At 55.7% G+C, this 26,604-nt stretch carries 28 protein-coding genes; 10 read left to right on the forward strand and 18 right to left on the reverse strand.

Annotation, left to right across the window (positions count from 1 at the left end):
• Positions 1–7 precede the first annotated feature (7 nt).
• On the reverse strand, positions 8–838 hold the full coding sequence (locus ABNH10_RS15830) for a mechanosensitive ion channel family protein (RefSeq protein WP_349386821.1): 831 nt from the start codon (positions 836–838) through the stop codon (positions 8–10).
• 177 nt (positions 839–1,015) lie between these two features.
• Between ABNH10_RS15830 and ABNH10_RS15835 the strand changes: the two genes are divergently transcribed.
• The 4 genes from ABNH10_RS15835 (at position 1,016) to ABNH10_RS15850 (ending at position 3,515) form a co-directional block, all read left to right on the forward strand.
• The gene (locus ABNH10_RS15835; RefSeq protein WP_349386822.1) at positions 1,016–1,657 is read left to right on the forward strand and encodes an MBL fold metallo-hydrolase; all 642 of its coding nucleotides are present in this window, start codon (positions 1,016–1,018) and stop codon (positions 1,655–1,657) included.
• Between the two features lie 2 nt (positions 1,658–1,659).
• Positions 1,660–2,193: a mechanosensitive ion channel domain-containing protein gene (locus ABNH10_RS15840; protein ID WP_349386823.1), complete on the forward strand. Its 534-nt coding sequence runs from the start codon at positions 1,660–1,662 to the stop codon at positions 2,191–2,193.
• 212 nt (positions 2,194–2,405) lie between these two features.
• Positions 2,406–2,744: a DUF4870 family protein gene (locus ABNH10_RS15845; RefSeq protein ID WP_349386824.1), complete on the forward strand. Its 339-nt coding sequence runs from the start codon at positions 2,406–2,408 to the stop codon at positions 2,742–2,744.
• Positions 2,745–2,828: 84 nt separating this feature from the next.
• Positions 2,829–3,515 (forward strand): DUF2057 domain-containing protein, encoded by a 687-nt coding sequence (locus ABNH10_RS15850; RefSeq protein WP_349386825.1) that lies wholly within the window; start codon positions 2,829–2,831, stop codon positions 3,513–3,515.
• Positions 3,516–3,609: 94 nt separating this feature from the next.
• Here ABNH10_RS15850 and ABNH10_RS15855 read toward each other — a convergent pair whose 3' ends face one another.
• Both ABNH10_RS15855 and ABNH10_RS15860 read right to left on the reverse strand, forming a co-directional pair.
• On the reverse strand, positions 3,610–4,029 hold the full coding sequence (locus ABNH10_RS15855) for a secondary thiamine-phosphate synthase enzyme YjbQ (RefSeq protein ID WP_349386826.1): 420 nt from the start codon (positions 4,027–4,029) through the stop codon (positions 3,610–3,612).
• Between the two features lie 212 nt (positions 4,030–4,241).
• Entirely contained in the window at positions 4,242–5,195 is a 954-nt protein-coding gene (locus tag ABNH10_RS15860; protein ID WP_349386827.1) for a 2-hydroxyacid dehydrogenase, read from the reverse strand.
• A gap of 35 nt (positions 5,196–5,230) precedes the next feature.
• Between ABNH10_RS15860 and ABNH10_RS15865 the strand changes: the two genes are divergently transcribed.
• Positions 5,231–5,899, forward strand: a complete 669-nt coding sequence (locus ABNH10_RS15865) for a 2-thiouracil desulfurase family protein (protein ID WP_349386828.1) — start codon at positions 5,231–5,233, stop codon at positions 5,897–5,899.
• 178 nt (positions 5,900–6,077) lie between these two features.
• On the opposite strand, the gene ABNH10_RS15870 is transcribed toward ABNH10_RS15865, so the two are convergent.
• The 5 genes from ABNH10_RS15870 to speA form a co-directional block, all read right to left on the reverse strand.
• Positions 6,078–7,607 (reverse strand): flavin-containing monooxygenase, encoded by a 1,530-nt coding sequence (locus ABNH10_RS15870; protein ID WP_349386829.1) that lies wholly within the window; start codon positions 7,605–7,607, stop codon positions 6,078–6,080.
• 1 nt (position 7,608) lies between these two features.
• The gene (locus ABNH10_RS15875) at positions 7,609–8,457 is read right to left on the reverse strand and encodes an SDR family NAD(P)-dependent oxidoreductase (RefSeq protein ID WP_349386830.1); all 849 of its coding nucleotides are present in this window, start codon (positions 8,455–8,457) and stop codon (positions 7,609–7,611) included.
• A 462-nt stretch (positions 8,458–8,919) separates the two neighbouring features.
• Complete coding sequence (locus ABNH10_RS15880; RefSeq protein WP_349386831.1) at positions 8,920–9,375, reverse strand: DUF4112 domain-containing protein; 456 nt, start codon at positions 9,373–9,375, stop codon at positions 8,920–8,922.
• Positions 9,375–9,719: a Rieske (2Fe-2S) protein gene (locus ABNH10_RS15885; RefSeq protein WP_349386832.1), complete on the reverse strand. Its 345-nt coding sequence runs from the start codon at positions 9,717–9,719 to the stop codon at positions 9,375–9,377. The genes ABNH10_RS15880 and ABNH10_RS15885 overlap by 1 nt, the downstream gene beginning before the upstream one ends.
• A 128-nt stretch (positions 9,720–9,847) precedes the next feature.
• Positions 9,848–11,728 (reverse strand): biosynthetic arginine decarboxylase, encoded by a 1,881-nt coding sequence (speA, locus tag ABNH10_RS15890; protein ID WP_349386833.1) that lies wholly within the window; start codon positions 11,726–11,728, stop codon positions 9,848–9,850.
• Positions 11,729–11,918: 190 nt separating this feature from the next.
• Between speA and speE the strand changes: the two genes are divergently transcribed.
• Positions 11,919–12,779 carry a polyamine aminopropyltransferase gene (speE, locus tag ABNH10_RS15895; protein ID WP_349386834.1) on the forward strand — a complete coding sequence of 287 codons (861 nt, stop codon included), beginning with the start codon at positions 11,919–11,921 and terminating at the stop codon, positions 12,777–12,779.
• Positions 12,780–12,903: 124 nt separating this feature from the next.
• On the opposite strand, the gene ABNH10_RS15900 is transcribed toward speE, so the two are convergent.
• Positions 12,904–14,280, reverse strand: a complete 1,377-nt coding sequence (locus ABNH10_RS15900; protein WP_349386835.1) for an NAD-dependent succinate-semialdehyde dehydrogenase — start codon at positions 14,278–14,280, stop codon at positions 12,904–12,906.
• A 179-nt stretch (positions 14,281–14,459) separates the two neighbouring features.
• Here ABNH10_RS15900 and ABNH10_RS15905 point away from each other — a divergent pair, with 179 nt between their 5' ends.
• Positions 14,460–14,720 carry an AraC family transcriptional regulator N-terminal domain-containing protein gene (locus ABNH10_RS15905; protein ID WP_349386836.1) on the forward strand — a complete coding sequence of 87 codons (261 nt, stop codon included), beginning with the start codon at positions 14,460–14,462 and terminating at the stop codon, positions 14,718–14,720.
• Entirely contained in the window at positions 14,624–14,836 is a 213-nt protein-coding gene (locus tag ABNH10_RS15910) for a hypothetical protein (RefSeq protein WP_349386861.1), read from the forward strand. The genes ABNH10_RS15905 and ABNH10_RS15910 overlap by 97 nt, the downstream gene beginning before the upstream one ends.
• Positions 14,837–14,949: 113 nt before the next feature.
• On the opposite strand, the gene ABNH10_RS15915 is transcribed toward ABNH10_RS15910, so the two are convergent.
• Positions 14,950–16,524 carry an HNH endonuclease family protein gene (locus ABNH10_RS15915; protein ID WP_349386837.1) on the reverse strand — a complete coding sequence of 525 codons (1,575 nt, stop codon included), beginning with the start codon at positions 16,522–16,524 and terminating at the stop codon, positions 14,950–14,952.
• A gap of 318 nt (positions 16,525–16,842) precedes the next feature.
• On the reverse strand, positions 16,843–17,775 hold the full coding sequence (locus ABNH10_RS15920; protein ID WP_349386838.1) for a LysR family transcriptional regulator: 933 nt from the start codon (positions 17,773–17,775) through the stop codon (positions 16,843–16,845).
• A 288-nt stretch (positions 17,776–18,063) separates the two neighbouring features.
• Between ABNH10_RS15920 and ABNH10_RS15925 the strand changes: the two genes are divergently transcribed.
• On the forward strand, positions 18,064–18,741 hold the full coding sequence (locus ABNH10_RS15925; protein ID WP_349386839.1) for a histidine phosphatase family protein: 678 nt from the start codon (positions 18,064–18,066) through the stop codon (positions 18,739–18,741).
• Positions 18,742–18,875: 134 nt separating this feature from the next.
• Positions 18,876–19,628, forward strand: coding sequence for an SDR family oxidoreductase (locus ABNH10_RS15930; protein ID WP_349386840.1), 753 nt, complete (start codon positions 18,876–18,878; stop codon positions 19,626–19,628).
• 128 nt (positions 19,629–19,756) lie between these two features.
• On the opposite strand, the gene ABNH10_RS15935 is transcribed toward ABNH10_RS15930, so the two are convergent.
• The 7 genes from ABNH10_RS15935 to glnK form a co-directional block, all read right to left on the reverse strand.
• Positions 19,757–20,599 carry a PqiB family protein gene (locus tag ABNH10_RS15935; RefSeq protein WP_035461655.1) on the reverse strand — a complete coding sequence of 281 codons (843 nt, stop codon included), beginning with the start codon at positions 20,597–20,599 and terminating at the stop codon, positions 19,757–19,759.
• Positions 20,592–21,107, reverse strand: a complete 516-nt coding sequence (locus ABNH10_RS15940; protein ID WP_349386841.1) for a paraquat-inducible protein A — start codon at positions 21,105–21,107, stop codon at positions 20,592–20,594. Before ABNH10_RS15940 ends, ABNH10_RS15935 begins: the two co-directional genes overlap by 8 nt.
• Positions 21,097–21,714, reverse strand: a complete 618-nt coding sequence (locus tag ABNH10_RS15945; protein WP_349386842.1) for a paraquat-inducible protein A — start codon at positions 21,712–21,714, stop codon at positions 21,097–21,099. Before ABNH10_RS15945 ends, ABNH10_RS15940 begins: the two co-directional genes overlap by 11 nt.
• Before the next feature lie 244 nt (positions 21,715–21,958).
• Entirely contained in the window at positions 21,959–23,311 is a 1,353-nt protein-coding gene (locus ABNH10_RS15950; protein WP_349386843.1) for a DEAD/DEAH box helicase, read from the reverse strand.
• A 209-nt stretch (positions 23,312–23,520) separates the two neighbouring features.
• Complete coding sequence (locus ABNH10_RS15955; protein ID WP_349386844.1) at positions 23,521–24,717, reverse strand: class I SAM-dependent rRNA methyltransferase; 1,197 nt, start codon at positions 24,715–24,717, stop codon at positions 23,521–23,523.
• Positions 24,718–24,943: 226 nt separating this feature from the next.
• Positions 24,944–26,191 carry an ammonium transporter AmtB gene (locus tag ABNH10_RS15960; protein WP_349386845.1) on the reverse strand — a complete coding sequence of 416 codons (1,248 nt, stop codon included), beginning with the start codon at positions 26,189–26,191 and terminating at the stop codon, positions 24,944–24,946.
• A gap of 73 nt (positions 26,192–26,264) precedes the next feature.
• Positions 26,265–26,603: a P-II family nitrogen regulator gene (gene glnK, locus ABNH10_RS15965; RefSeq protein WP_008930504.1), complete on the reverse strand. Its 339-nt coding sequence runs from the start codon at positions 26,601–26,603 to the stop codon at positions 26,265–26,267.
• Position 26,604 lies beyond the last annotated feature (1 nt).

Below are 26,604 nucleotides of genomic sequence, written 5' to 3' on the forward strand. Positions count from 1 at the left end.
TTTCGCCTCAGCTCTGCTGAAATAAATGCACATCCCGCTGCGGGAACGGAATAGTGACACCGGCTTTATCGAAGGCGTATTTCACCTGCTCGAACAAGCTAAAATATACCTGCCAGTAGTCTTCCGAATTCACCCACACCCGAGTCAGCATATTAATGCTACTATCAGCATGGGCGGAAACAAAAATATTGGGAACGAAACTGCCGCCATCAAGAATACGATCATCGTTATCAATAACAGACTGAATCGCTGCCCGGGCCTCCTCAATACTGTCGCCGTAGCCAATACCAAATTCAATATCTACACGCCGCTGCGGCTCAACAAAGATATTCTTGATGCAGCCATTGGACATCAGTCCATTGGGAATCACGATGCGCTGATTATCGTAGGTCCGCAGAATGGTATTGAAAATCTGAATATCCCATACCTTTCCGGTATACCCCTGTGCTTCGATAATGTCTCCTATCCGGTACGGTTTGAAGAGCAGGATTAGTACACCTCCGGCAAAGTTGCCAAGGCTTCCTTGTAGCGCCAGCCCCACGGCCAACCCAATGGCACCGAGCATGGCGATAAAGGAGGTCGTTTGCACGCCAACCATACCTGCCACGGCCACCAGCAACAGAATTTTAAGCACCACATCAACGAGACTGGTCATGAACTTCTGCAAGGTATCGTCCACGGCCTTCAAGCTCAGCAGGCCGTTCATACCCTTAATCACCCGCTTGATGATCCAGAAGCCCACAATCAATGTCACTACCGCCAGTACCACCCTGGGCAAGTAGGTCATGCTTAGCTCAATTCCCTTGTCCAGATACGGCTGGACTTGCTCCATATCCATGATTCCCTTCCCTAGTGAGTTATGCCGATTCTTAACATAACACCAAGTGGCCAACAGCAAACCTTGACTGTGTCTGAATTTGCCACTATTTACGTTTTCTCACCCGGCCGAGAAGGAATGAATTCCGCCCCGTATTAACGCTATACTGCGGGCACATTCTCCACCGAATAGACAGCCATGAAGTACGCCATCGTGCCGGTCACACCGTTCCAGCAAAACTGTTCCGTTCTGAAATGCGAAGCGACCAACAAGGTCGCTATCGTGGACCCAGGCGGCGACCTGGAAAACATCCTCGCCGCCCTCGAGCAAATAGGCGGCACGCCGGAGAAAATCCTCGTCACCCACGCGCACCTGGACCATATCGGTGCCGTGGCAGACCTGGCAGAACGGCTATCTCTGCCCATTGAAGGTCCGCACCGGGACGATCAATTCTGGATTGATATGCTGCCCCAGCAGGCCCAGATGATGGGCTTTGCCCCGTCACGCCCATTCACGCCAGACCGCTGGCTGGAAGGCGGCGATAGCGTCACCGTGGGGGAAACCCGTTTCGAAGTGCGCCACTGCCCCGGGCATACCCCCGGCCACGTGGTGTTCTACCAGCCCGAAGCAAAACTGGTGGTGGTGGGTGATGTCCTGTTTAACGGTTCCATCGGCCGCACGGATTTCCCCAAAGGCGACCACGACACACTGATCCAGGCGATCAAGAACCAGCTGCTAACCTTGGACGACGATGTGTCCTTTATTCCCGGCCACGGCCCCATGTCCACCATTGGCCATGAACGCAGCCACAACCCCTTCGTATCAGGCAAACACGGATAAGCATGGATTCAGTGGTAATGAAGTGGCTGCTCACCGTGATGGTGCTGTTGGTCGGCTGGGTACTGTCCATCGCCCTGCGTGGTGCAACCAAGCGGTTGGGCCGCCGGCGAGGCTATAGCCGTGCGCGTATTTTTCAAACCGCCGTGGTGATCAACAGCAGCAGCTTGATTCTTTGCCTGCTGGCGCTAAGCATTTTGTGGGGCTTAAACGGCGACGGTATCATGGTTTTCGCCACCTCACTGATGGCACTGCTCGGCGTGGCGCTGTTTGCCAGCTGGTCCATGCTGAGCAACACCACCGCCGCCATTATTCTATTCTTCAGCGCGCCCTACCGGGTCGGCGACCGGATCCGCTTGCTGGACGGCGACAACACCGTCACCGGGCAGGTCCGCCACATGGGGCTAATCTTCATCACCATTCAAGATGAACTGGGCCATCGCTACACCCTGCCCAACAACCTGCTGCTGCAGAAAACCGTCATACAGCTACGCGGCGACACCCTGCCTCGGGATCAAAAACATATCAAAGCAGACTAACCCCCGTTCTCGCCTCATTCGGAGTCCGGTAAAGTGCTCAGGGCGAAGAAGCCTCGGCCCAACGACCAGAGCAAACAGCCAAAAAAGAATGGCCATGCTCACCCAGCTTCTTCCCCTTATTGCCGTAGCGATCCTGCTGAGCAGCGGCCAACGTATTCGGGGGGCCAGGTACGGCATCCACCACAGGCTCCCGTCAGCAAAGAGGCCCAGCAATGAGTAACACCAGCACCGCCAACCTGCCTCGTATCATCTATGTGCTACATTTGGTGGGCCTGATCACCGGCGGGCTTACCGCCATTGTCGGCGCGATTCTTGCTCACATTAATGTCAGCGATGCGCCACCACCGCTACGTGAGCATTTTCGGTTTCAGTACCGTACCTTCTGGATTGGCCTGCTGTACTGGTTTATTGCCGGCATCACCACCCTGGCCCTGATTGGCTGGGTGTTGATGGTGCTAATCACCGTCTGGTGGATCGTACGGTGCGCCCGGGGCATGTTTGCCCTCAATCGCAACCAGCCACCCAGCAAGGTAGAGAGCTGGGGGTTCTAATACCCCCTATCGATTTGTCACATAACTGACATAGGTGCGCGCCAGACTGGCCGGCCGCATCATCAACCGCCCTAAGGAGAAGTCATGTTGTCCCTGCGTCTGCTTACCGTAACCCTTTGCGCCCTGTTGTTGGCCGCCTGCGCCCGCAGCCCCGTGGTACAGCTGTACGATGGCCCAGCCAAAGCCGACAGCCAAGTGCTCACCGTTAAGGTGCCCAGCGAAATCGAAGTGTTCACCATTAACGGCAAGGAAGTGGAAGGCGTAAACACCTTTTTCGCCACCGACTTCAAGGAGCTGAAATTAGCGCCCGGCCGCTATGAAATCCTCGCCTACTACAAGGAATTGTGGCAGCTGGATGCGGACAATCATGAGATTGTGAAAACCAACCCGGCCAACTTCATCGTCGATGGCAAGGCAGGCGACCAATGGCAGCTGGGCTTCGACAAACCCCAGAATGTGGAACAGGCCCGCGCCATGGAAGACAGCTTTAGCGGCTGGGCCAGCAACACCCAAACCGGGAAAAAAGTAGCGGCCAAAGAATCTGATCTGATCCTTAATCGCGGTTTCCTGGCGCCGATTACCGGCGAAGAAGTCACCACCGCCACCAGCAATACCATTGCCCCCCAAAGTGCAGAAGGGGCCAATGCCGCCAATGCACAAAAGGGCACTAGCGTCGCACCGGGCGCCAGCTACCTGGATACGCTTAAAGCGCAATGGAAACAGGCCACCCAGCAAGAGCGTCGCGAATTCCTGCAGTGGATCTCAGAATAACCCCACACCGAATGGGTTCACGCGGGCAGGCAAGCGGCGCCGCCCGCGCCTTACCCGCGCCTAGCCTACACAAGGCCCCTTCAGGGCCGGCGAGTCACTCCCCCTGAATTGTCGCCACGATCCGTCTTGCGCTACCGTGGTCGCGGTGTTCGCACAGGTAAATACCCTGCCACGTGCCTAGCGCCAGCCGCCCGTGACTAATAGGCAGGCTCAATGAAGGGCCTATCAATACGCTCTTAATGTGCGCCGGCATGTCATCCGGCCCTTCCAGAGTGTGCTCATAATACGGCGCGTTCTCCGGCACCATTACATTCAGGTGCCGCTCAAGATCACCGCGCACATCCGGGTCCGCATTTTCATTCACGGTGAGCGATGCGGAAGTGTGCTGAATAAACAGGTGCAGCAAGCCTATCTCTAGCTCAGCCAACTCCGGCAGTTGCTCCAACACTTCACGGGTCACCAAATGGCAGCCGCGCCGTTTAGCGGTGAGAGTGATGTTTCTCTGTTTCCACATCGTCGTTCCCTCGCAGGCGGTTAAAAGCCTTTTGCATGCCCGGCCTGAAAGCCCGCGTAGGCCTTAGACCCTGGCGCCTAATGCTGAACACGACAGACTGTATTTTGACCGCACAGCATTCACAGGCATGCATGAAATCTAAAAGCCAAATCATTGTACTTATCGGTGCCTTCAGTGGCATCCGTGCCGAGGCTGCGGGGATCAGCGACAGATCAACACACCACGTTCATTGGCGTCCCCGCCTGCCATTGGCGAATATTCTCTACCACACCATTGAGCAACCGTTGACGGGATTCGCGGGTGCCCCAGGCATTGTGGGGGGTAATCAACAGGTTGGGGATACCGTCCGCCAGCAACGGATGCGCCATCGAAGGCGGTTCGCTACTGAGCACATCCAACCCGGCCCCGCCAAGCTGCCCACTGCGCAACGCTTCCGACAATGCAGGCTCATCAATCAACCCGCCGCGGGCGGTGTTCAGCAACACTGCGCCGGGTTTCATCTGCGACAAAAACGCCGCGTCCACTAGCTTGTCGGTCTGCGCTGTTAGCGGGCAATGCAGGCTAATCACATCCGCCGCCGGCAACAGCTCCGCCATGGGCACCCGCCCGGACTGATTGCCCTGGGCCTGAAACGATTCGGCAACCAGCACCTGCATGCCAAACGCCTTTGCCAGCCGGGCAGCTTCGCGGCCCAAATCGCCATAACCGATAACCCCGAACGTTTTACCCGACAGCTCCATCATTGGATGGTCAAGCAGGCAGAACTGCGAGGCACGGCTCCACTCCCCCCCACGCACCGCTTCATGGTAGGGAACCAGCCGAGCCGCCAGCGACAACATCATGGCCATCGTATGCTGTGCCACCGAGGCGCGCGCATAGCCCGTCACATTGCAAACCGTGATGCCCTGGGCAGAGGCCGCAGCCAAATCCACATTATTGGTACCGGTGGCGCAAATGCAGATAAGCTTAAGGGAAGGACAGGCTTTCAGCGTGGCGGCATCCAAAACGACCTTGTTGGTCACCACCACCTGCGCACCTTCCAGCCTGGCCGCACACTGGTCGGCACGGGTCTGCGGGTAGCACGCCCACGACAACAAAGTGTCGAAGGTGCGGAAGTCCAGCTCACCGGGAACCAGGGTATCGGTATCCAGAAAAACGCCTTGCATAACCTGTCACCGTTGGGGAAGAAGGGAGGCCTGCCATGCTAACGGATTTATTGGAAAAAATGGGCTTCGACCTGCCGCAGCAGGAGTGGCAAAAACCCATCATAGGCGTTAGTGCCTGCCTCACCGGGCAAAAGGTACGCTACGACGGCGACCACAAACACAATGCCATTGTGATCCACCAGCTGGCGCCCTGGTTACGCTTTCGGGAAACCTGCCCGGAGGTGGCCATTGGCCTGCCCGTACCGCGCCCCCCTATTCAGGTGGTGCAACTGGAGGGCCGCCTGCGGGTTCGGGGAGTCGATCAGCCCCAACAGGATGTGACCGACGCACTGGAAAACGTGGCGGCCACATTGCAACAACCCTTGAGTGGTTTCGTCCTCAAAGCGCGCTCGCCCAGTTGTGGTTACCTGAACACCCCGGTACATAACTCCCAAGGCCAACAAATCGGCATAGCCTCCGGCGCCTTCGCCAATAAGCTCCACCAACACTTCCCGCGCATTGCGCTGGCCAACGAAGAAGACATGGAAAAGCCCGCTTGCCTGCAGGCCTTTGTGCTACAGGCATACTGCTACCACCAGTGGCGCCACAACGATCAGCAAGGCCAATGGCTACATCACATGCAGCAGCAAACCGAGCAGTTGGATGAGCCGCTGCGCAGTGGCATGCGCCAGTACCTGGAAAAGCTCGGCCAGGCCATACATTAAGAGGATCGATCAGGCTCTCGGGTTACGGCTTTTAAGGGAATTCAACTTACAAAACCGCACGGTTCATCGGTATGTCGAACTAGGCCGAAGGCCGTCATCCGACTCCACACCGAGAATCGTTTTGGCAAAAAAAACGCACGGCCCTTAAACCGTGCGTTTTTATTTACCCGTGCCGTATTCAGGACACCTTGCTCAACACCGCTTCATTACGGTACGTCACGTCATAATCATCGAGGTCAAACACACTCAGCCGTCGCTTCAATTCGGCCAATGACCAAGGCCAGGCGGCGAAGTTGCGGCCGTTCTGGTCCAGGTAATAGCTCTTGCAGCCACCACTATTAAACACCGTACTTTTCAGGTGTTTTTGCACCTTGGCGTTATGCTGTCTGAGCACATCAGAGCGAATGGAAATTTTGCCAATATCGTTGTCCTTCACTTTTTTCAGGCCATCGATAATGTAATCCAGCTGCGCCTCGGCCAGCCCGATAAAGGAGTCGTAGACCAAAACGTTGGGGCCCAGCACCAAAAACGCATTGGGCGTATTTTCCAGGGCCGCGCCCAGATACGCTTCCGGCGACGTGTCTTTCCACAGGTCCGACAGGCGATCACCATTGGCATTCACCACCTTGCTGCCAATCGGCGGGTGCGACACTTCAAAACCGGTACCCCAGATAATCACATCCACTTCATGGCGTTCACCGTTGGCCGCGACCACAGTATTGCCATCCACTTCTACCAAACCGTGGGGAATCAGCTGGGTATTGTCTGCCTGCAAAGCCGGGTAGTAATCATTGGCGAACAGCACGCGCTTGCAGCCCAGGGTAAAGTCCGGCGTTACCGCCTTGCGCAAGGCCTTGTCACTAATCTGTAGCCGTAGCAGCTGTTTTGCTGCGGTACTAATGGGCCTCAACACCTTAGGATTACGCAGGCCAAAGTTGATCACATTCAACGATCTGGACACCGCATTGCGCCAGCCACGCTGAATCACCGGCAGCGCTTCAATCGTCTGTTTGACTCTATCCCCCAGTGGCAGGTCCGGCTTGGGCAGCACCCAGGGCGCCGTGCGCTGGAACACGAACAACGCTTTCACCTTGGGCTGAATCTGCGGCACGAATTGAATGGCTGACGCGCCAGTGCCGATCACCGCCACCCGTTTCCCGGTCAGGTCGTAATCGTGGTTCCACTTGGCGGAATGGAACATTTCCCCGCTGAAGCTTTCCAGCCCAGGGAGCACTGGGGTCTTGGATTCGGTAATCGGCCCGGTGGCAAAAACCACCGTCCGCGCCAAGTGCTCTCCGTTAGACGTACCCAACACCCAAAGGTAACGGCTTTCATCCCAGGTCGCGCTCTGCAAAGTCGTATTGAATTCAATCAGCGGCGTAATATCAAAATTGTCACTCACCTCTTCCAGGTAGCTGAGAATTTCAGGCTGCTTAGCAAACAGGTGGCTCCACTTGCTACTCAACGCAAATGAATAGGAATACAACGATGACGGTACATCACAACCGCAGCCGGGATAGGTATTTTCCCGCCAGGTGCCCCCCACCCGGTCCGCTCGCTCGATGATCTTGAAGTCGTGATAGCCTTCTTTCTTCAGCTTGATCGCGGCGGCAATACCGGAGAGACCGGCACCGACAATAAACGAATCATAAATTTTTTCCGCAGGGGCCTTGGCCGCTGAGGGGTTGGTTTTTTTTGCTGCAGCCATGTTATGCCTCCTTGGTGCGAACAAATCGGTAAGAGAAACTCATGAACTTGGCGTAAAGGCGGGGGGACGCCCGCTTCATTATCCAAAACAGTTTGGCGTCCACCTGGGGGGTGGTGTACAGCTCGCCCTTATCCAGGCGGTTCAGGGTCAGCTCGGCCACCCTCTCACTGGTGGTCATGGCGTAGTTCATTAGCGCATGATCCGCCAGCTTGGAGTACCGGTCGGGGATACGGCCATTCTTGATAATATTGGTGGGCACCAGTGTCGGGCACAGCACATTCACCCGAATATTATCCTTGGCCAATTCCGAAAACAGAGTTTCAGACAGGGCACGTACCCCTGCCTTGCTCACGTTATAGGCGCTCATTTCCGGGGCCGCCGTGTACGACGCCGCAGACGCCACATTGATAATGGCGCCGTGCCCCTGCTTCTTGAAGCCGGGTACAAAATAATGGCACCCGTTGATCACGCCCCACAGATTCACATGCATGCACCACTGCCAGTCTTCCAGGCTCAGCTCATCGAACTTGCCCCCCAGACCAACGCCGGCGTTGTTGATTACCAGAGTTACCGGGTGCCCCAGCAACGCTGCGGATTTTTCGGCCAAGGCAGCGACCTGCTTGGCATCGCCCACGTCACAGTGAACGGCAAACCCCTTCGCGCCCTGCGCGTTCAGTAACGCCACGGTTTCTTCGGCAGCCTTCAGATTCACATCGGCACAGACCACCGCACCACCGCGCTTGCCCAGCTCCAGTGCAAAGCTGCGACCGATACCACTACCGGCGCCGGTCACCACCGCATAGGCATTTTTACTGGGCTTGATAAAACGCTGCTTCAAAAAATTCATCATTACGATTATCTCAACAGGTTATGGCGACACGCTCGATTAAACAGGCGCACCGGCAACATCACGCTTGCAGTGTCGGCACCCATGCCTTGAGCAGATTCCGCGTCTTAACGGACACAGTGGCAAACGCGGCATCGTAAAAAACAGCATCGAGACCCGAACATGCAATGCGGAACCCATATGCCAGAAGGTGCCTGCGGCGGGTTCCCCGGTTTTCGGCGCGAATGGATCACTGGCACGATAGAGCGAATGCTTGTTCGGGTTCAATTCGGATTGTTATGCCGCGAAGGCCAGGCCCGCAAAAAGAAGAATCAAAAAAGAGGAAAGCCCGAGCTTAATGGCTCTCTAGGCTGGTAAGCGCAAACAGACAAGGCTATTTCAGGCACCGATCATGCAGCAGCGCCGGCGCCATTACTGCAACACACAGAGCAGAAAAAACCCGGCGCAGGCGCACCGGGTTATCGATCACAAAATCAGGGTCAGGCCGCCAGTAATCACGGCAAATAGCACCGTCAGCCAGACCAGTGTCCACCACGGGAACGGCGGGGGTGGCGGCTCCACTTCCAGCTGCTTTTCCAGGTAGTTTCTCAGCAGCCGGGTGTTACGGGTATTGGCTTTGTAGATCGCATCAAAAGCATCGCCTACCACCGGTAGCAAACCACCTACAAAGTCGATGCCCATGTTGCGCAGCATGCGCAGCTTCACGCCCTTACTGGCGCCGGTCCGCTGGGCCTCCACTAGCACATAGCTGCCAAGCACTAGGCCGGCCGCATCACCGACTATCGGCACTAAACCAATAATCGCCTCGGCACCAATTTGAAACTTGGTGAAGGGAATGCCAATACTGCTGTCAGTGAAGCGGCTGAATTTTTCCAGCCGCTCCAGCGCGGCTTGCTGCTGCGCCTTGCTCGGATTTGCCATTAGATCTCCACGTACAGCTGGCCGCCTTCTTCCGTTACCGGCCAAGTTTCCAGGGCTTTCTCGCCCCGCACCACATTCAGTATTTGCACCCCCGGCGGGAAGTTCGCCCACTCGGTGACGGCACCGGTACGGATATCAAACCTGGCCCGGTGCAGCGGGCATTGCACACACTGATCCTCAAGAATTTTGCCTTTGCCCAGCGACACAAACATATGGCTACAGCGGGCCTGAGTGGCGTAGAAGCCATCACTCAGGTGGTATACCACCAGCTTGGTGTCCCCCGCCTTCATGGGGCGGCTTTGTCCTTCCGGTAAATCTTGGCTGGCACAGAGTTCATAACGCATGGTGGTCTCCTTGCTGGCTAAAAATCAGTTGAATGTTCAATGGGAAAAATTCAAAAAAACAACACCCAAGAACTTTTCCCGTTTCTTCATCCAAGCGGGTCGCTGCGGTCAATAGCGACTGTAGAGAACTACTCTAAATAGGTATACCCGCCCAAGCCCTCGCGTACCAGTTCGATGAAGCCATCTTGTTCCGCTGCGCTTAAATGCGCCTGGCGACAATGTTGCTCCAGAGACGCCAATAGCCGGTCCGGGTCGTAGTTCACGTAGCGTAACACCGAGCTCACCGTATCGCCCTGAATAGCGTGGTCCAGCACGATATTGCCCTGCGCATCCACATCCACATCCACGGAATCCGTATCCCCGAACAGGTTATGCATGTCGCCAAGGATTTCCTGATAAGCGCCCACCATAAAAATGCCCAGGTGGCCGTTGAGCTGTTCCGGCAACGGCAGGGTGGCTTCCACCCCTTCACCGTCCACAAACTGGTCGATGCGGCCATCGGAATCACAGGTAATGTCCTGAATCACCGCACGGCGGGTCGCCGGTTTATCCAAACCGGAGAGCGGCAACACCGGGAACACCTGATTAATGCCCCACACATCCGGCACCGATTGGAACACAGAGAAATTCACGAACAACTTGTCCGCCAGGGTTTCGTTAAGGCTATCCAGCAGCGCCCGCTGCTGTTTGCGCAACGGATTCAGGCGGCCACGCAACGCCAGCAGGCAGTTGATGTATAACTGCTCGCCCCGCGCCCGCGCCGCCAGCCCTAACTCGCCTGCAATATAGCGCTGGTGAATATCCTGCCAGGCGCCGGCCACTTCCGAGAAGCGCTCCAGCAGGTTGCCCGGCTCGCCGACCAACACCTGTTGCAGGCCCCACAGCTGCTGCAGCTCCGCCGCATCATGCTCGGTGGGTGCATCCACCGTCACCGGCGCCATCTGTTCCTGGTCGGTGATGTTCACCAGCAATACCGCATGGTGGGCAGTCAGCGCGCGGCCCGATTCAGAAATAATATGCGGCTCCGGGACGCCGTGCTCCGCACATTGCTGTTGCAGGGTCTGCACGATATGGCGGGCGTAATCGGCCACCCCATAATTCATGGAGCAGTAGGAGCGTGAGTGGGTGCCTTCATAGTCCACCCCCAGGCCGCCACCCACATCCACGGTTTCCACCGCCGCGCCCAAGGCGCGCATTTCGGTGTAGTACCGGGCCGCTTCGCGCATGCCCGCTTTAATGTCCTGAATGTTGGCCACCTGGGAGCCCAAGTGAAAATGCAGCAGCTTTACGCAATCCAGCCGACCGGCGGCGCGGCAGTGTTCAATGGCGGCCATCAGTTGCGGCGCACTCAAACCAAACTTGGATTTTTCACCGCCGGTGTTCTGCCAGTTGCCTTTGCTGATACTCATCAGCCGCACCCGCAGGCCAATGCGCGGCGACACCTCCAGCTCATCCGCCAATGCCAGCAGCGCCGGCAGCTCAGAAGTTTTTTCCACCACAATGTGCACGTGGAACCCCAGCTTTTCGCCCATCAAGGCCAAACGCAGGTATTCCGCATCCTTGTACCCATTGCAGACAATGGTGTCGCCCGGATTAGACAACGCCAGCACTGCCAACAGCTCGGGCTTGGAACCGGCTTCCAGCCCTACCCGCTCGCCGTCATCGCGGGCACGGAGGATTTCGTGCACCACTCGGCGCTGCTGGTTCACCTTGATCGGGTACACCGGCGTGTAGTCACCCTGATACTGGTGCCCCTCGATGGCCTCCCGGAAGGCGCCCGCCAGCAGCTTCACCCGCTGGCGCAAAATGCCAGAGAAGCGCGCCAGCACCGGCGCCCGCAGCCCGGCCCCCCGGCAGCGTTCCAGCACCGCTTCCAATGTAGCCTGGCCGCCCTGCTCGCCATTGGGGCGCACACACAGCTGGCCCTGGCCATCGATACGGAAGTAACTGTCGCCCCAGCGATCCACGTTATAGATATCGCTGGCGGGTACGGGAGAGTTATCGGTCATTGCGGGTCCTGAAAATACGCCTGCATGCAACACGCGGGCAGGCCATCATGCGGTTAATGGTCGCCATTATGCCTGCCGGAAGGCCGCGCTAGCACCCATTTTTCATGCTTTCACAGGAGCGGTTCTGGTCTTACAATCGCCCCTATTGCCCACCACGGAGCCCACATGCTCCCACCCACCGGAATCGCCCATGAGCAGCACCAAAAAAAACTGGTTTTACGAGCACTTCGACTCTGCCGGCACCGCCTTCGGCCTGCGCCTGAAACAAAAGCTGGAAGAAGTACAAACCGAGTACCAGCACATTGAAATGTGGGAAACCGACACCTTCGGTTACCTGATGACCATCGATGGCGCCACCATGCTATCCACCCGCGACAACTTCCTTTACCACGAGATGATGTCGCACCCGGTGCTGTTCAGCCATGCCAGCCCCAAGCGCGTCATCATTATTGGTGGCGGCGACTGCGGCACCCTGCGTGAAGTGCTGCGTCATCCGAGCGTAGAAAAAGCCACCCAGATCGACATCGACGAAATGGTCACCCGCTATTCCGAGAAATACTTCCCAGAATTGTGCGAGTCCAACGATGACAGCCGTGCCGAGCTATTGTTCGAAGATGGCGTGCAATACATGCGCAACTGTGAAGACGGCAGCGTGGACGTGATCATCGTCGATTCCACCGACCCGGTGGGCCCGGCGGAAGGTTTGTTCAAGGCCGACTTCTTCCGCGATTGCCACCGCGTGCTGGCCGACGGCGGCATCATCGTGCAGCAATCTGAATCCCCGCTGCTGCACAGCGACACCATCATCAAAGACCTGCACACCAACATGCGTGAAGCGGGCTTCACCACCACCCAAACCCTGCCCTTCCCGCAGCCGGTGTACCCCAGCGGCTGGTGGAGCTGCACCCTGGCGGGCAAAAACACCGACGTGAGCAGCTTCCGCGAAACAGATGCCACCGGCAAAGGGTTTGATACGCGGTATTATTCAGCGGCGATTCATAAAGGGGCGTTGGTGATGCCACCGTTTATGGAAGCGGCGATTAAGGGCTGAATTGAACGTAAAAAAATGCCCTTGTCTTCGTTGGAAGCAAGGGCATTTTTTATGAAGCAAGCTTGTGAGAAAAGTGAGCCCTGACCTTCAGAGCACTAACATTCAGGCACAAGGGTTAGCGGCATCACTCGGCAATCATCACCGACTTTACGTTAACGAACTCCTTCATGCCGAAACCGCCATGCTCACGGCCATAGCCGCTGTCCTTGACGCCGCCGAAGGGCAAGTGCGGTTGGGCGAGGTTGTAGCCGTTGATATTCACCATGCCGGTATCGAACAGGTTGCGAGCGATCTCGGTGGCACGCTTTTCGTCCCTGGAGAAGATGCCGCCACCCAGGCCATAGCGGGAATCGTTGGCAACGCGAATGGCTTCGTCCTCGTCCTTCACGCGAATCAAGGACGCCACCGGGCCGAACAGCTCTTCGTCATAGGCGGGCATACCCGGCTTCACGTCTTCAAGCACGGTGCTGGGGTAGAAGTAGCCTGGGCCGTCGGGGATTTCACCGCCAAATGTGCACGTCGCACCGGCGTCGATGGAGCGCTTGACCAAATCGTGCAAGGTGTCGCGCAAATCGTCACGGGCGATCGGGCCGAGTGTGGTGCTCTCCTTGGTCGGGTCGCCGTACTCGATCTGGCTCATCTTCTCGACGAACTTGTCGCGGAATTCCTGATAGACCGCATCCACCACGATGAAGCGTTTAGCCGCCACACAGGTTTCGCCGTTATTGTAGATACGACCCTGGAGGCAGGTCTCGACCGCGAGATCGATGTCCGCATCGTCCAGCACCATAAAGGCATCGTTACTGCCCAACTCCAGCACGGTCTTCTTCAGGCACTCACCGGCCTTGGCTGCCACGGCGCTGCCAGCAGCCGGGCTGCCGGTGAGGGTGACACCGCGCACGTATTCATGCTCAATGAGCTGCCCGACCTGATCTGAGTCGATGAGGAGATTGCGAAACACATTCTCCGGCAAACCAGCTTCGCGAAAGACCTTCTCGATCTCCACCGCCGACCCCCAGACATTACGGGCGTGCTTGAGCAGCACAGTGTTACCCGCCATGATGTTGGCGATGCTGTAACGTATCACCTGATAGAATGGGAAGTTCCAGGGCTGGATACCCAGAATCACACCGGTGGGCTGATAGGTGACCAACGCGCGGCCGCCTTCAAGTTGGCACTCCTCGTCGGCCAGCTCTTTGGGCCCGGTGTCGGCGCTGTATTCGCAGATGGCGGCGCACAGCTCAATCTCATCGTCGCCTTGGGAAATCGGCTTGCCCATTTCCCGGGTCATCAACGCGGCGTACTCATCCTTGTTGGCCCGCAGGCGCTTGGCAATTTCACGCAGGATGGTGCCGCGCTCTTCTAAGCTGGTCTTGCGCCATTCAAGGAAAGCATTGTGGGATTCCTTGAGCGCTTGTAGTGCCTGCTCGTCACTGAGCATTTCATAGGTGGCGATGGTCTCGCCGGTGGCCGGGTTGATGGTCTGATGTGTATTCGCCATGTCATTTAGCCTTATTGCATTCGTTCATAGGGCCGTCTGGAACGGGCGTCAGGCGCAAGCCATGCTTTCTCTAGCGGGTATTGGTGCGCCTCCTTGTCTGCTTAGTCTTCTTAGACTGCTTACAGTTCAATATTGAGCGTGATAGCTGCACCACCACGTCACTGCCATCGGTAACGTGGATGGCGATACATCGACCTATTCCCCGAACACCACGGATATGCGAGCCGAGCCTGAATATCATCGCCCAGGGCGACAAGACCGATTATCTGGGTGACCGCGAGATTCACTACGGTCCAGGGCAATATCGGGTACAGGTTGCCGCCACCTTTCGAGTGCGAGCCCCATGCATCGCCCGAGTCGCCGCGACTGGGCGTATCGATACGCCTCGATCCGGCGCTGCTGGTGGAACCGTGCCCTGGCAGGCAAGAACACCGAGGTGAGCGAATTCCGGGAAACGAACACCACAGGAAAGGGTTTGATGCGCGGTATTATTCAGCGGCGATTCATAAGGGCGCTGGTGATGCCGCCGTTTATGGAAGCGGCGATTAAGCGCTGAGTTGAAAGTTAAAAAAAGGCTCTTGCCTTCGTTGGAAGCAGGGGCATTATTTATGAAGAAAAATCCTTGGGAAATGGGAGCCTGACCCTCACTGTTTGAGCGACGTTACATACTTATTGCTTTACTGATTGGTTACAATAAGGGTGTGTAAGCTGCGTATTGTCTGGAGACCCCCTCCCTCCATCTCTTATTGGCTCTATATGGTCGTAGGATACGGACTTCTCGACATCTATATACCCTCCACATATAGAGCATTTAATGCCATTCCTAAGTGCCACATCAATAAACACTTTACTTTTAGTATCGTCACCTATTTTTACTGAAGTCTTTTTGAAATCGCCAGCAATAATCTTTCCCTCTAGACCAGAAAAACGAATAAGCTCTTTTTCCCCGATCGCACCTCCAGAATCCAAAGCAGAAATAATATTATTTAAAAATACATGATATGTTGAAACTCGATACTTGCTTATATTTTTCTGCAAGATAGTAGCAATTAAATCCTTATTCTCTATCAGTAGCGATTCCAGCTTTCCTCTAACAACAGTGAATTTCTTAAAAAAACCTTTATCGTTATTAATTATCTTCTCGGCTATTAGCGATGAAGTCCCCAAGAACATAGCCGTAGAATGTCGCCCAGAAGGCCCGTAATAATAGATAGCGGGATGCAGGCCAAGACTACCTTTATCATTCCCCGTTATTCTAGATGCCAGCACCGTAATTTTTTTCATAACAGAAAGCGTTAATTCTCCATCATAATCATCTTGAAACGATTCTACAGAAGGGACATCACTCTGCTGCTTTCTATTTGCAAATAAAATAAAATCAATTAGCACACGTATTGCAGTGCGCACCCCTTTTGATCCACCTAAAGGCAAATCCAATGTTTTTACTGGCCGACTTATCTCAGGACTAAACAATAGCTTACTTAACTTCTTCGACTCTTTTTCAATATCAGAAGATACTGATTCGCTAAATTGCGACCAATATTTATGGCCTCTGCCAGCCCTAATAATTGCCCTTGATGCAATTGGAACTGGCTTTTTCCTGTTCCTCAACAAAAGCTCTTCAAGATCATCCAAAGGCGTCCCCTTCATATTAATGTTAAAAAATGAAGCTTCCGCCTTATCAGCGTTACCCTGCACCCATTGAACCTGAAGGCCTCGGCTAGTCAATGTCAAGAGTTTAGTCCTTTGCTCCTTAGTGATACCCTCATCGTCATCTTGTAAGCTTTTATAATATGACCACGTATTAACTCGCTCTTTAACTAACCTCCTAGTTCTTTCAGCTGCCCGCCTCTGCTCAGCAGGGATGTCATGCCCGAACATTTTGTGTGATATTTGTCCATCACCATAATCATCTTCCATCCATGCTTTCAGAACGCTAAGACGATGCCCTCCGTCAATTACAAATAAGTATGTCGGGGATCGCCAAAGAATCACTGAAGGTATTAAGTCACCATTTATATAGCACTCCAGAAGAGAAACGACTTGATCAGGAGTCCAATGATTAGTTTCCCTCTGAAAGTCCGGCTTGCGTAGAATAGAGCCGGTCAACCCTCCTGACATCAGCTCTCTAGCCGGTATAGTATTAAATTGCTCAAAAGCCAGCTGATCGTCCGAATCATTTAATGCGAAATCAGCACGCTTTATCATTGCGTCTAGATTCACTAAGTTAGACTTTCCCGCCACGATTCCTCCTAAAAATTTTTTATTTCGTATAGCTCTGCGGTCATGCGCATAACCAGTGCCTATGCCGTGCGCCAAGTCAACGAAGGGAAGTACTTACAGACACCAGCCCTAGGCCAGCATAAAGATAAACAGACAGGCATCCCTTCCCCCGATTCGCTTTCGCAGGCCGTGCCACCCTGGCTGGCCGATTTTCATTTGTGATCCTGTTTTGAATCTACACAATCCATCCCCACAAATAAATGCACATGAGGAAAAGTCTGTTTACGACTTACACTCCGCGTTGTTGGCGGCGATGAAGGTATCGGCGAGCCAGGGCCTCTACAAAGCGGGGGCGCTGAGCTGAATGTCGTTTTGCATGACTTCCAGTTGCGCCAGCACCCGTTGGCGCAGCCAACTGTGAGCCGGGTCGGCACTCTGGTCGCGGTGCCAGTACAGGTGCATTTCCAGCCCCGGCAATTCCCCAGGGAACGGCTTCCATACCAGCCCCTGATCGCTCAGCTGCCCGGCCAGGCTGGCGGGCATGGTGAGCAGCAAGTCGGTTTGTTGCACGGTGCTCAACGCGGCCTGGTAATGCTGGCAGCGCAAACGAATGTGCCGGCGATAGCCTTGCCGTGCCAGGCCGAAATCTTCCAACCCCGGCCCTTCGCGGCGTGATGACACCAGCACATGCTGAGCGGCCAGATAATCGGGCAGGTCCATGCCCTGGGCCAACGGATGCGATTCGCGCATCAGCACCACCAGCGGCCCTTCCAATACCACCTGATGCCCAATGGCTTCGGGCAGCGCCAGCATCACATCGCAGGCTAAATCCAGCCGACCACTGGCCAGTTCCGTGGCCATTTGCCGGCGGCTCACGGTTAACGATTGCAGCTTGATGCCCGGCGCTTCATCCATAAACTGGTTCATCAAGGCGGGCAGCAACCGCGCTTCCAGCCCATCGCGTAGGCCCAATACAAACGTACGCTCCGCTTCACTTGCATCGAAGCCGCCCTCTTCACTCAGGCAACGCTGAAAACCGCCCAGCGCGTGGCGCACCGGGCTCACCATGGCCCGAGCCCGAGCGGTGGGCACCATGCGGCTGCCCTGGCGAACAAATAGCGGGTCGTTTAGGCGGGCGCGCAAGCGCCCCAAGGCATGACTAACCGCAGGCTGGGTGAGGTTGAGTACCTTGGCGGCGCGGGTCAGCGACCCTTCGGTATAGATGGCGTCGAAGACCACGAAGAGGTTCAAGTCGAATCGCGAAACATGCATGAAACTTATCCAAACTAATTTCCATTATTCATTGGATTTATTGAAGCGCGCTCTCTAGCATCGGTCAATGGATAAGTGCTGGCAGCGCAATGGCCCACGAGTACTGATTGCCAAATGATGCAGCACGAAGCGGCTAAACATCTATTTTCCCTGCCGCCCCACGAAAGCGGCCGCCCCCCTTGGATAAAGCGGCTCATGCCGTTTGTGTTCATCCGGATGATGCGAAAAAGCGCCGGGCGCCTGCAACGTTAATGGAAACAACCTGAACAGAAAAAAGAGCACTGATGTATGCCGGTGATTTACCTTATACGCCACGGCCAAGCCAGCTTTGGTAAAGAAGATTACGACCAACTTTCTGAGCCGGGCTGGGAACAAAGCCGGCTTCTTGGGCGCGCCCTACAAAACCAGATGCTGGGCCTCCCCCGTGCCCTCTGTGGCACCATGCGCCGCCACCGGGAAACCGCAGAGGCCACCCTGGGCGAGCTGGGCCTACCCAAAGAATGGCACCCCGACACCGGCTTTAATGAGTACAACCACGAAGAGCTGCTGGCCGTCGACTGGCCCCTGGCCACCGACCGCCCTGCGCTCACCGCTTGGCTGGCGGAGCAGCAACAGCCGCGCAAGGTTTTCCAGGCCCGCTTTGAGCAGGCCCTGCGCCGCTGGCAGCGAGATGAAGGTGACTACAGCGAAACCTGGCCCGCCTTTCGTGAGCGTGTGCTGGCCAGCACCTACAGCTTGGGCAACAGCTTAAGCAGCGGCGACAGCGCCTTGGTATTCACTTCCGGCGGCGCCATCAGCGTGATTATTCAACAGCTAATGGCCCTGGATAACGAAGCGCTAATTACTTATAACCGCAACCTGATTAATACCAGTGTGACTCGGATACTTGTGAATGCGGGCACGTTGCGGCTAGTGTCGGTAAATGAGCACCTGCACCTGCCGAGCGATCAAGTAACTTATCGATAAAGAACAAGCGGAAAGTTCAACGTGTGAAACACGCGGCACAAGCATAGCCGATGGCTACACCGTGAAACCGCGTTTCAATTTTAACTGTTGAGCTTACTTTCATTCGAGCAACACGACACCGAGCGGAGAAAACAATGCCGACACGTCAAAACATTCTTATCACCGGCGCCAGCTCAGGGCTTGGCGAAGGCATGGCACGCCTGTTTGCCGCCATGGGCCGCAACTTGGCGTTGTGCGCTCGGCGCATGGATCGGCTGGAAACGTTGAAGGCCGAGCTGGAAGAAAAACATCCCGGCATCAAGGTGCTGATTAAGCCGCTGGACGTGAACGACTACGACCAGGTGTTTGCGGTGTTCGATGCTTTCCGTACGGAAATGGCCGGCATCGATCGCATCATCGTCAACGCGGGCATGGGCAAGGGCCAACCCTTGGGCACCGGTTATTTCTATGCCAACCGGCAAACCGCTGAAACCAACTTTGTTGCTGCCCTGGCCCAGGCCGAAGCGGCCATGGAAATTTTCCGCGCCCAGGACAGTGGCCACCTGGTAATGATTTCTTCCATTAGCGCCATGCGCGGCATGAAGAAAAATTTGACCACCTATGCGGCCACCAAGGCCGGCGTGGCCATGCTAGCGGAAGGCCTGCAAATGGAATTACAAGATTCGCCTATCAATGTAACCACTATTTTTCCGGGCTTCATTCGCACCGAGATCAACGAAAAACTGAAGAACACGCCATTTCTGGTGGACACCGAAACCGGCTGCAAAGCGCTGGTTAAGGCCATAGAGAAAGAAGGCAAAAATGCCTCCGTACCTAGCTGGCCCTGGGGGCCACTCGGTTTCGCCATGCGCACCCTGCCGCTAAAAATGGTCGGCAAGATTATGTAGTAAGCGGCGCACCACGCTGCAGGCTTTTCGCTTTACCAACGCAAGAGGCCGCGCCCAAACATTAGGCGCGGCCTCTTGCGTATCAAACCGGCAACACGATGCCCTGTTGCGGCTTATCTTTTCTACAGCTATTTCCACTTCATGATCGGTGCCCATTCGTGCCAGTCATCTTCTGGCTGGCTGTAAAGGTCAAATCGCTCGCCCTCTTTGGCTAAGGGCCCGGCCTCTGTTGGCGTGGCAAAGCTGATGCCACCGCGTAACAGGTTCTCCAGAGAGCTGGCTTGGATTTGCGCACCCTTGAATAATCCCACATCGACGCTCAGCCCGGAGCTATTCCAGAAGCGGGTATTACTACGCACTAATCGGGTGTATTTCGGCTCAATAATGGCCTGAACTTCCACAAAACGGCCGCCCTGACTTAACTCACTTTCACCAATGGTGCCCACTTGTACATCGCGATAGTAAATATGCCGGCCTTTTTTCAAGGAGCCCAGCTGCTTCGCCACCAGGGTGACTCTGAGGCCCAAGTTGGGCTGCTGCTCAGGGGGTGTTTCCAGCCCGTCAAATTCCTTTACCGGCTCCCCCTCACCCGGCGACACTGCGATGTATTTTCCTGATACCAGAGTGTCGAGATTACGCGCACCCGCGATGCCCAGTTCCGGCTCTACAATCCAGAAACGGCTTTTCTCCCGGGCCAGCTTTTCCGCATCACGATTCAAGCTAGCATGGACCGTGACATGATTCAGATCGTCGCTGAGTACGATTTTATCCACGCTACCCACGGGCACGCCCCGGTAGCGTAGATCAACCCCTGGCTTGATGCCTGCTCCGTTATCAAAGGTGATTTCAATTTGCACGTCACGCTGTAGCAACTGGTCGTACAGCAACCAGCCGGCCACCAGCAGGCTCACCAAGGGCACCAGCCAAATGGGGGAAGGCCAGCGGGAGTGTTTCACTTCGGGGCTATCCATGGTCTGCTCCGTCAGGGTTTTGGATCCATAATTGTTGGGGCGAAAAGGCATGGGCAGACAACATGGTCAGCACCACGGCCAATGCAAAGGCGAGAATCCCCGGCCCCGGTTCCACTCGGGCCAAATTGCCGAATTCCACTACCGCTGCCAGTAATGCCACCACGAACACATCGAGCATGGACCAGCGGCCAATCCAATACACCAAACGATAGGCGCGGGTACTGGTGCGTGGATTCGTTTCGTGGGGAACACGCCAGTAGATTACGGCCAACACCAGCACTTTAAAGAACGGCACCAGTAAGCTGGCAATGAATACAATAATGGCAATGGCGGGCATGCCGGCTTCAAACAATTGCCAAATACCATCGGCAATAGTGCTGGCTGTTCCCTTGCCGGTTTCGATAACGGTCATGATGGGCAGCAAATTTGCGGGCACCAGCCACACCACAGCCGCAATCAATAATGCCCAAGCCAATGGCCGATGGCCCGGGGTCGCCTTAGTGGCCATGCCGTGCCTCCAGCAGCCGTTGCAGCTGATCCGGTTGTGCCAAGGTTTCCACGATGAGACGCAACAACACCGCCACCACCAGGCAGAACAAGCCCGCACCGGGAGTTACTGCGGCCATATCGCCCAGCTTGGTCATGGCGATAAGAATGCCGAGCAGAAAAATATCCGTCATCGCCCATTCCCGGCTGTGCCGATACACCTTCATCCAAAATGGAGCTGGCGATGTCGCCGCAGGCGTATCGGTACGCGCCGCCCATAACAGACGCCCCACTGACAATAAATTTAACAGCGGCATAAGCACCAGGGTAAACAGCAGCAATAGGCCCACCGGAAAGTAGACGCCTTCCATGAGGCGCAGTACACAATCCAGCAGGCTGGCTTCACGGTCCAAGCCAAGGTTTTCCAACCGCATTAACGGCAGAATCAGGGCGGGCAACCACAACACAGAGGAGGTCACCGTTAGCGCAAGCAAAGAATCCGGGCGCAAGGCCCAGGCGCCACTTAACTGGCACTCGCAGCGAGGGCAGCGCCATGTGCCACGGGCGCGCTGGGAAGGCACAGCAAGCTGAGTACCGCAATCCGGGCACTGCAACGCGTCAGTAGACATTAACTCCCCCTCCCCTAAGTTCGGACACAGACACCTCCAACGAGTAACCGTACCAGAATGCCCACCTTCGTGCGGTAAGAACGTGAACGAGAGCAGGCATTTTACGGGGTTTTATAAACCCCGTTTAAGGTTGGAACACGCTCAGAGTTCTAGTGATTTCAAACAAAAGAGGCCGCGCTCAATGCCCTGGGCGCGGCCTCTTGGATTTATAAAACAATGCTGGGCGTAGCGCCTTTTAAGGTTCTCAATCTAGGGGCCCGGGGGTCTTCTTGCGCTTCACTGTGGCAAAACCTCCTTTGGTGTCTTGGCTCGGCGGCTTGGCGTTGCGCCTGGGTTTAGCGGCGTTCTTCTTGGCACCGGATTTCTTGATGCCTTTTTTAGCATCTTCTTTCTTCTTCATTTTTTTCTTTTTATTACCGGCGGCCTTGCCATTGGACTTCAAGTTTTTCGGCCCCAGGAAGTTGCCCCGCAGGGCTTCCACCAGGCGGTATTCAAAATTTTGACGCAGGTAACGCTGAATACTCGCCATCAAATTCCATTCGTGGGCGGCAATCAGGGAAATCGCGGTGCCTTCACCCCCGACCCGCCCGGTGCGACCAATACGATGCACGTACTCGTCGCCACTGCGGGGCATGTCGAAGTTGATCACCAGGTCCAGGTTATCCACGTGGATACCTCGGGCAGCCACGTCTGTGGCGACCAGCACTTTCACGGCGCCGGCTTTAAGACGATCCATGGCCAGCTTGCGATCTTTCTGATCTTTCTCGCCGTGCAATACAAACACTTTCAGGTTGGAGGCCACCAGCACACCGCAAAGCCGATCGGCTTGCTCACGGGTATTGGTGAAGACCACCGCTTTATCATAGGTTTCATTGGCCAGCAGCCATTGCACCAGCCGCTCTTTGTGCTTCACATCATCGGCAGTGATGACCTGCTGGCTCACAGATTCATTCAGGTCACGCACGGAATCGAGCACCAGCGAGCGGGGATCGCGAAGCACACTGCCGATCATGTTCTCCATGGCGTTACCACCGGTGGTAGCGGAGAACAGCAGGGTCTGTCGCTCAGGCCGGCATTCCGCGGCCAGGCGCAGCACATCGTCGTTGAAGCCCATGTCGAGCATGCGATCGGATTCATCCAGCACCAGCATTTCCAGATCCTGCAAAAGCAGGTTGCCGGCATCTAGATGCTCGATGAGGCGCCCCGGGGTGCCAATAAGGATTTCCGGGTTCTTGCGCATTTTGGCCGCCTGCACTTTGAAATCTTCACCGCCGGTGAGCAGCTCGGCTTTAATGAAGGTATAACGGCCTAGCGCTTCTACTTGCTTGAGGGTCTGCTGGGCCAACTCGCGAGTAGGCAACAGAATCAAGGCGCGGGTGTCGGTACGCGGGCGGGAATATTGGAGCAGCTGATGCAGCATGGGCAGCAAAAATGCCGCGGTTTTACCGCTACCGGTGCGGGCCACTACGCGTAAATCGCGGCCTTCAAGCGCCGCAGGAATCGCTGCCGTCTGAACAGGGGTCGGGGTGGTAATTTCCAGCTCGCCAAGCGCTTTGATCAAGCGCTCATGCAGGTTCAGGTCGGCAAACGAAGACATAACAGGCTAACTCCATGAATAAGGCGAACATTGTAGCATCCAGAGGAGTTGAAAGTTCACCGTTAAACGTGGAAACCCGGTGATCGGTGCAACCCGGGCCTGAACGGTTATTGCTTCGCGCTGGCCACATGAAAGACCGCGCGGGCATGCCAACAACCCTGCCCGCACCGTTCAAACTTTCAAGGATTGGATTGAATAGTGAAGTGTCGTTAAAGGCTGAACAGCACGCGGCAGAACCAGGTTTTCAGGTAGGCGGTTTCGGCAATGGCCGGGTGCACAGGATGATCCGGCCCTTGCCCTTCATAACCCACCACCTGAATACTGCGATCAATATGCCGAGCGCTGCTGTGCACCACCTCAAGCAAACGCTCTGCAGGCATATGCATAGAACAAGAGGCTGATACCAGATACCCGCCCGGCTTTACTAATCGCATGGCCAGCTCGTTAATGGCGTGGTAACCGGCCAAGCCGTTTTTGAAATCCTTCTTTCGTTTGATGAACGCTGGCGGATCCAGCACGACCAAATCGTATTTTTCACCGTCCGCGATCAATTGCTTCATCGCCGCAAAAGCATCACCCTGAATGCTCCCCACGGTATCGGCAACACCGTTCAGCTGCGCATTACGGTGCACATAATCCGTGGCGATTTCGGAGCCATCCACACACGTCACCGATTCCGCCCCGGCCAATGCCGCTTGCACGCCCCAGCCGCCACAATAACTGAACACATCCAACACCCGAGCGCCTTTGGCCAGCGCCTGCATTTTCTGGCGAGCAGCTCGGTGATCATAGAACCAGCCGGTCTTTTGCCCTTCCGCTAACGGCGCCACAAAAGTCGCACCATTTTCGGTGAGGCTGATTTCATCCAACAACTCGCCTTTCAACGCCTTGGTATAACGGTCCAGGCCTTCAATTTCACGGGCAGCTGCTTCGTTCTTGGCGATAATATGGGTTGGCGCCAGCACCGCATCAAGGGCACTAACAATCACGTCAAGGTGGGCTTCCATGGCACCGGAACCGGTCTGCACCACCAGCACATCGTTGAAACGATCCACCACCAGGCCGGGCAGCCCATCTGCTTCGCCATAAACCAACCGGTAGCAGGCATCGTCAAACAATTGTTCGCGCAAGGTCAGCGCCTGCTCAATACGCTTTTTGAAAAAGCTGCGCGACAGCTCTTGTTTGACATCACGGCTGTACAGACGGGCCGCAATCAATGAATGCGGGCTAAGCAGGGCGCGCCCCAACGGCTTGCCACGGCTGTCTTCCACTACGCAAGTACCGGCAGACAAGTCCTTGAGCGGGGTATGGCGGGTATCAATCTCGTTGGCATAGACCCACAAGTGGCCCGCCTTCAGGCGGCGTTCTTCATTTTTACGCAGGCGAATAACGGTTGGTTCAGTCATGGTGCACACATACTGCTGGCCGGAAAGGGAGCGATGATAACATAGGGGAGGAATGGCACGGTCAACCACTGCGCGGGGCTGCGCACAAGAATACAAGGCGCCACTGGCAAGGAACGCCTATCGCCGCTTTGTAGAAAACGCAAAAAACCGCCACTCACAAAAAAGCCCCGACCAACTGGCCGGGGCTTTTTTGTTGCATGACGCGTGTTGCTTGCTGCGCCTCTTATTAACCCTTAACAAACTCAGGGTAGGCTTCCATACCGCAGTCCGCGATATCCATGCCTTCGTACTCTTCTTCCTCGCTAACGCGGATACCCATTACCACTTTCAGGATGCCCCACACCACCAGGCTTGCAACGAACACCCAAGCAAAGATAGTCACTGCACCGATCAGCTGGCCAGTGAAGCTGGCGCCACCATCGTCGGTCAGCGGGTTGGTGATCGGAACCAGCATCAGACCCAGGAAACCAACGACACCATGGACGGAGATCGCGCCCACCGGATCATCGATCTTCATCTTGTCCAGAGTCAGGATGCTGAATACAACCAGCACGCCACCCAAGGCACCGAACAGGGTTGCCTGCAAAGCAGTCGGGGTAGAGGGCTCCGCAGTGATCGCCACCAGCCCTGCCAAGGCGCCGTTAAGCAGCATGGTCAGGTCGGCTTTGCCGAACAAGATGCGGCCAACGATCAGCGCAGCAATGGCACCCCCGGCAGCAGCCGCGTTAGTGTTCATGAACACAACCGCCACCGCGTTGGAGTCACCGACACTGGACGTTGCCAGCACAGAGCCACCATTGAAGCCGAACCAGCCCAACCACAGGATGAAGGTACCCAGTGCGGCCAACGGCAGGTTAGAACCCGGGATGGCGTATACTTCACCGTTCGGGCCATATTTGCCTTTTCGTGCGCCCAACAGCAACACACCCGCCAAGGCAGCAGCCGCACCCGCCATGTGGACGATGCCGGAACCGGCGAAGTCAGAAAAGCCCAGGTCGCCCAAGTTATACAAACCGAACACATCCGCACCACCCCACGTCCAGGAGCCTTCCATCGGATAGATAATGCCGGTCATAACAACCGCGAAGATCAGGAATGCCCACAACTTCATCCGTTCTGCCACCGCACCGGATACGATGGACATGGCCGTTGCGACAAACACAACCTGGAAGAAGAAATCAGCAGATGGCGCGTAGGTAGCCGCTTCTTCTGCGCCAGCAACTCCGTCGCCCACAATTCCGGAAAGGAAAATAGCACCGTCATACATGATGGCGTAACCGCACACCATGTACATGATGCTGGCGATGGCAAACAAGGCCACGTTTTTGGTGAGAATTTCCGTGGTGTTCTTGGCGCGCACCAGGCCCGCTTCAAGCATGGCAAAACCCGCAGCCATCCACATTACTAGCGCGCCACAGATAAGGAAATAAAACGTATCCAGCGCGTATTTCAATTCAAAAATTTGGTTTTCCACAATGCAACCCTCCGAAAATGGAAGCGTGTTCTCTTAAAGCCCTGGCATGGGTCAATTCAAAACACGGTAAAACTTAAATCGCGTCCTCGCCGGTTTCACCGGTACGGATGCGAATCGCTTGCTCAAGGGAGGTAACGAAGATTTTGCCGTCACCAATTTTGCCGGTATTAGCGGCTTTCGCGATGGCTTCAATCACTTGGTCCAGACTCGACTCGGCAATGGCCACTTCGATTTTTACCTTGGGCAAGAAATCCACCACGTACTCGGCACCCCGGTACAGCTCGGTGTGACCTTTCTGACGCCCAAAGCCTTTCACTTCAGTAACAGTGATGCCCTGCACGCCAATCTCGGAGAGTGCTTCACGCACGTCATCCAATTTGAACGGCTTAATTACGGCAGTAACCAATTTCATT

The sequence above is a fragment of the Alcanivorax sp. genome, from assembly GCF_040119285.1.
Lineage (GTDB): Bacteria > Pseudomonadota > Gammaproteobacteria > Pseudomonadales > Alcanivoracaceae > Alcanivorax.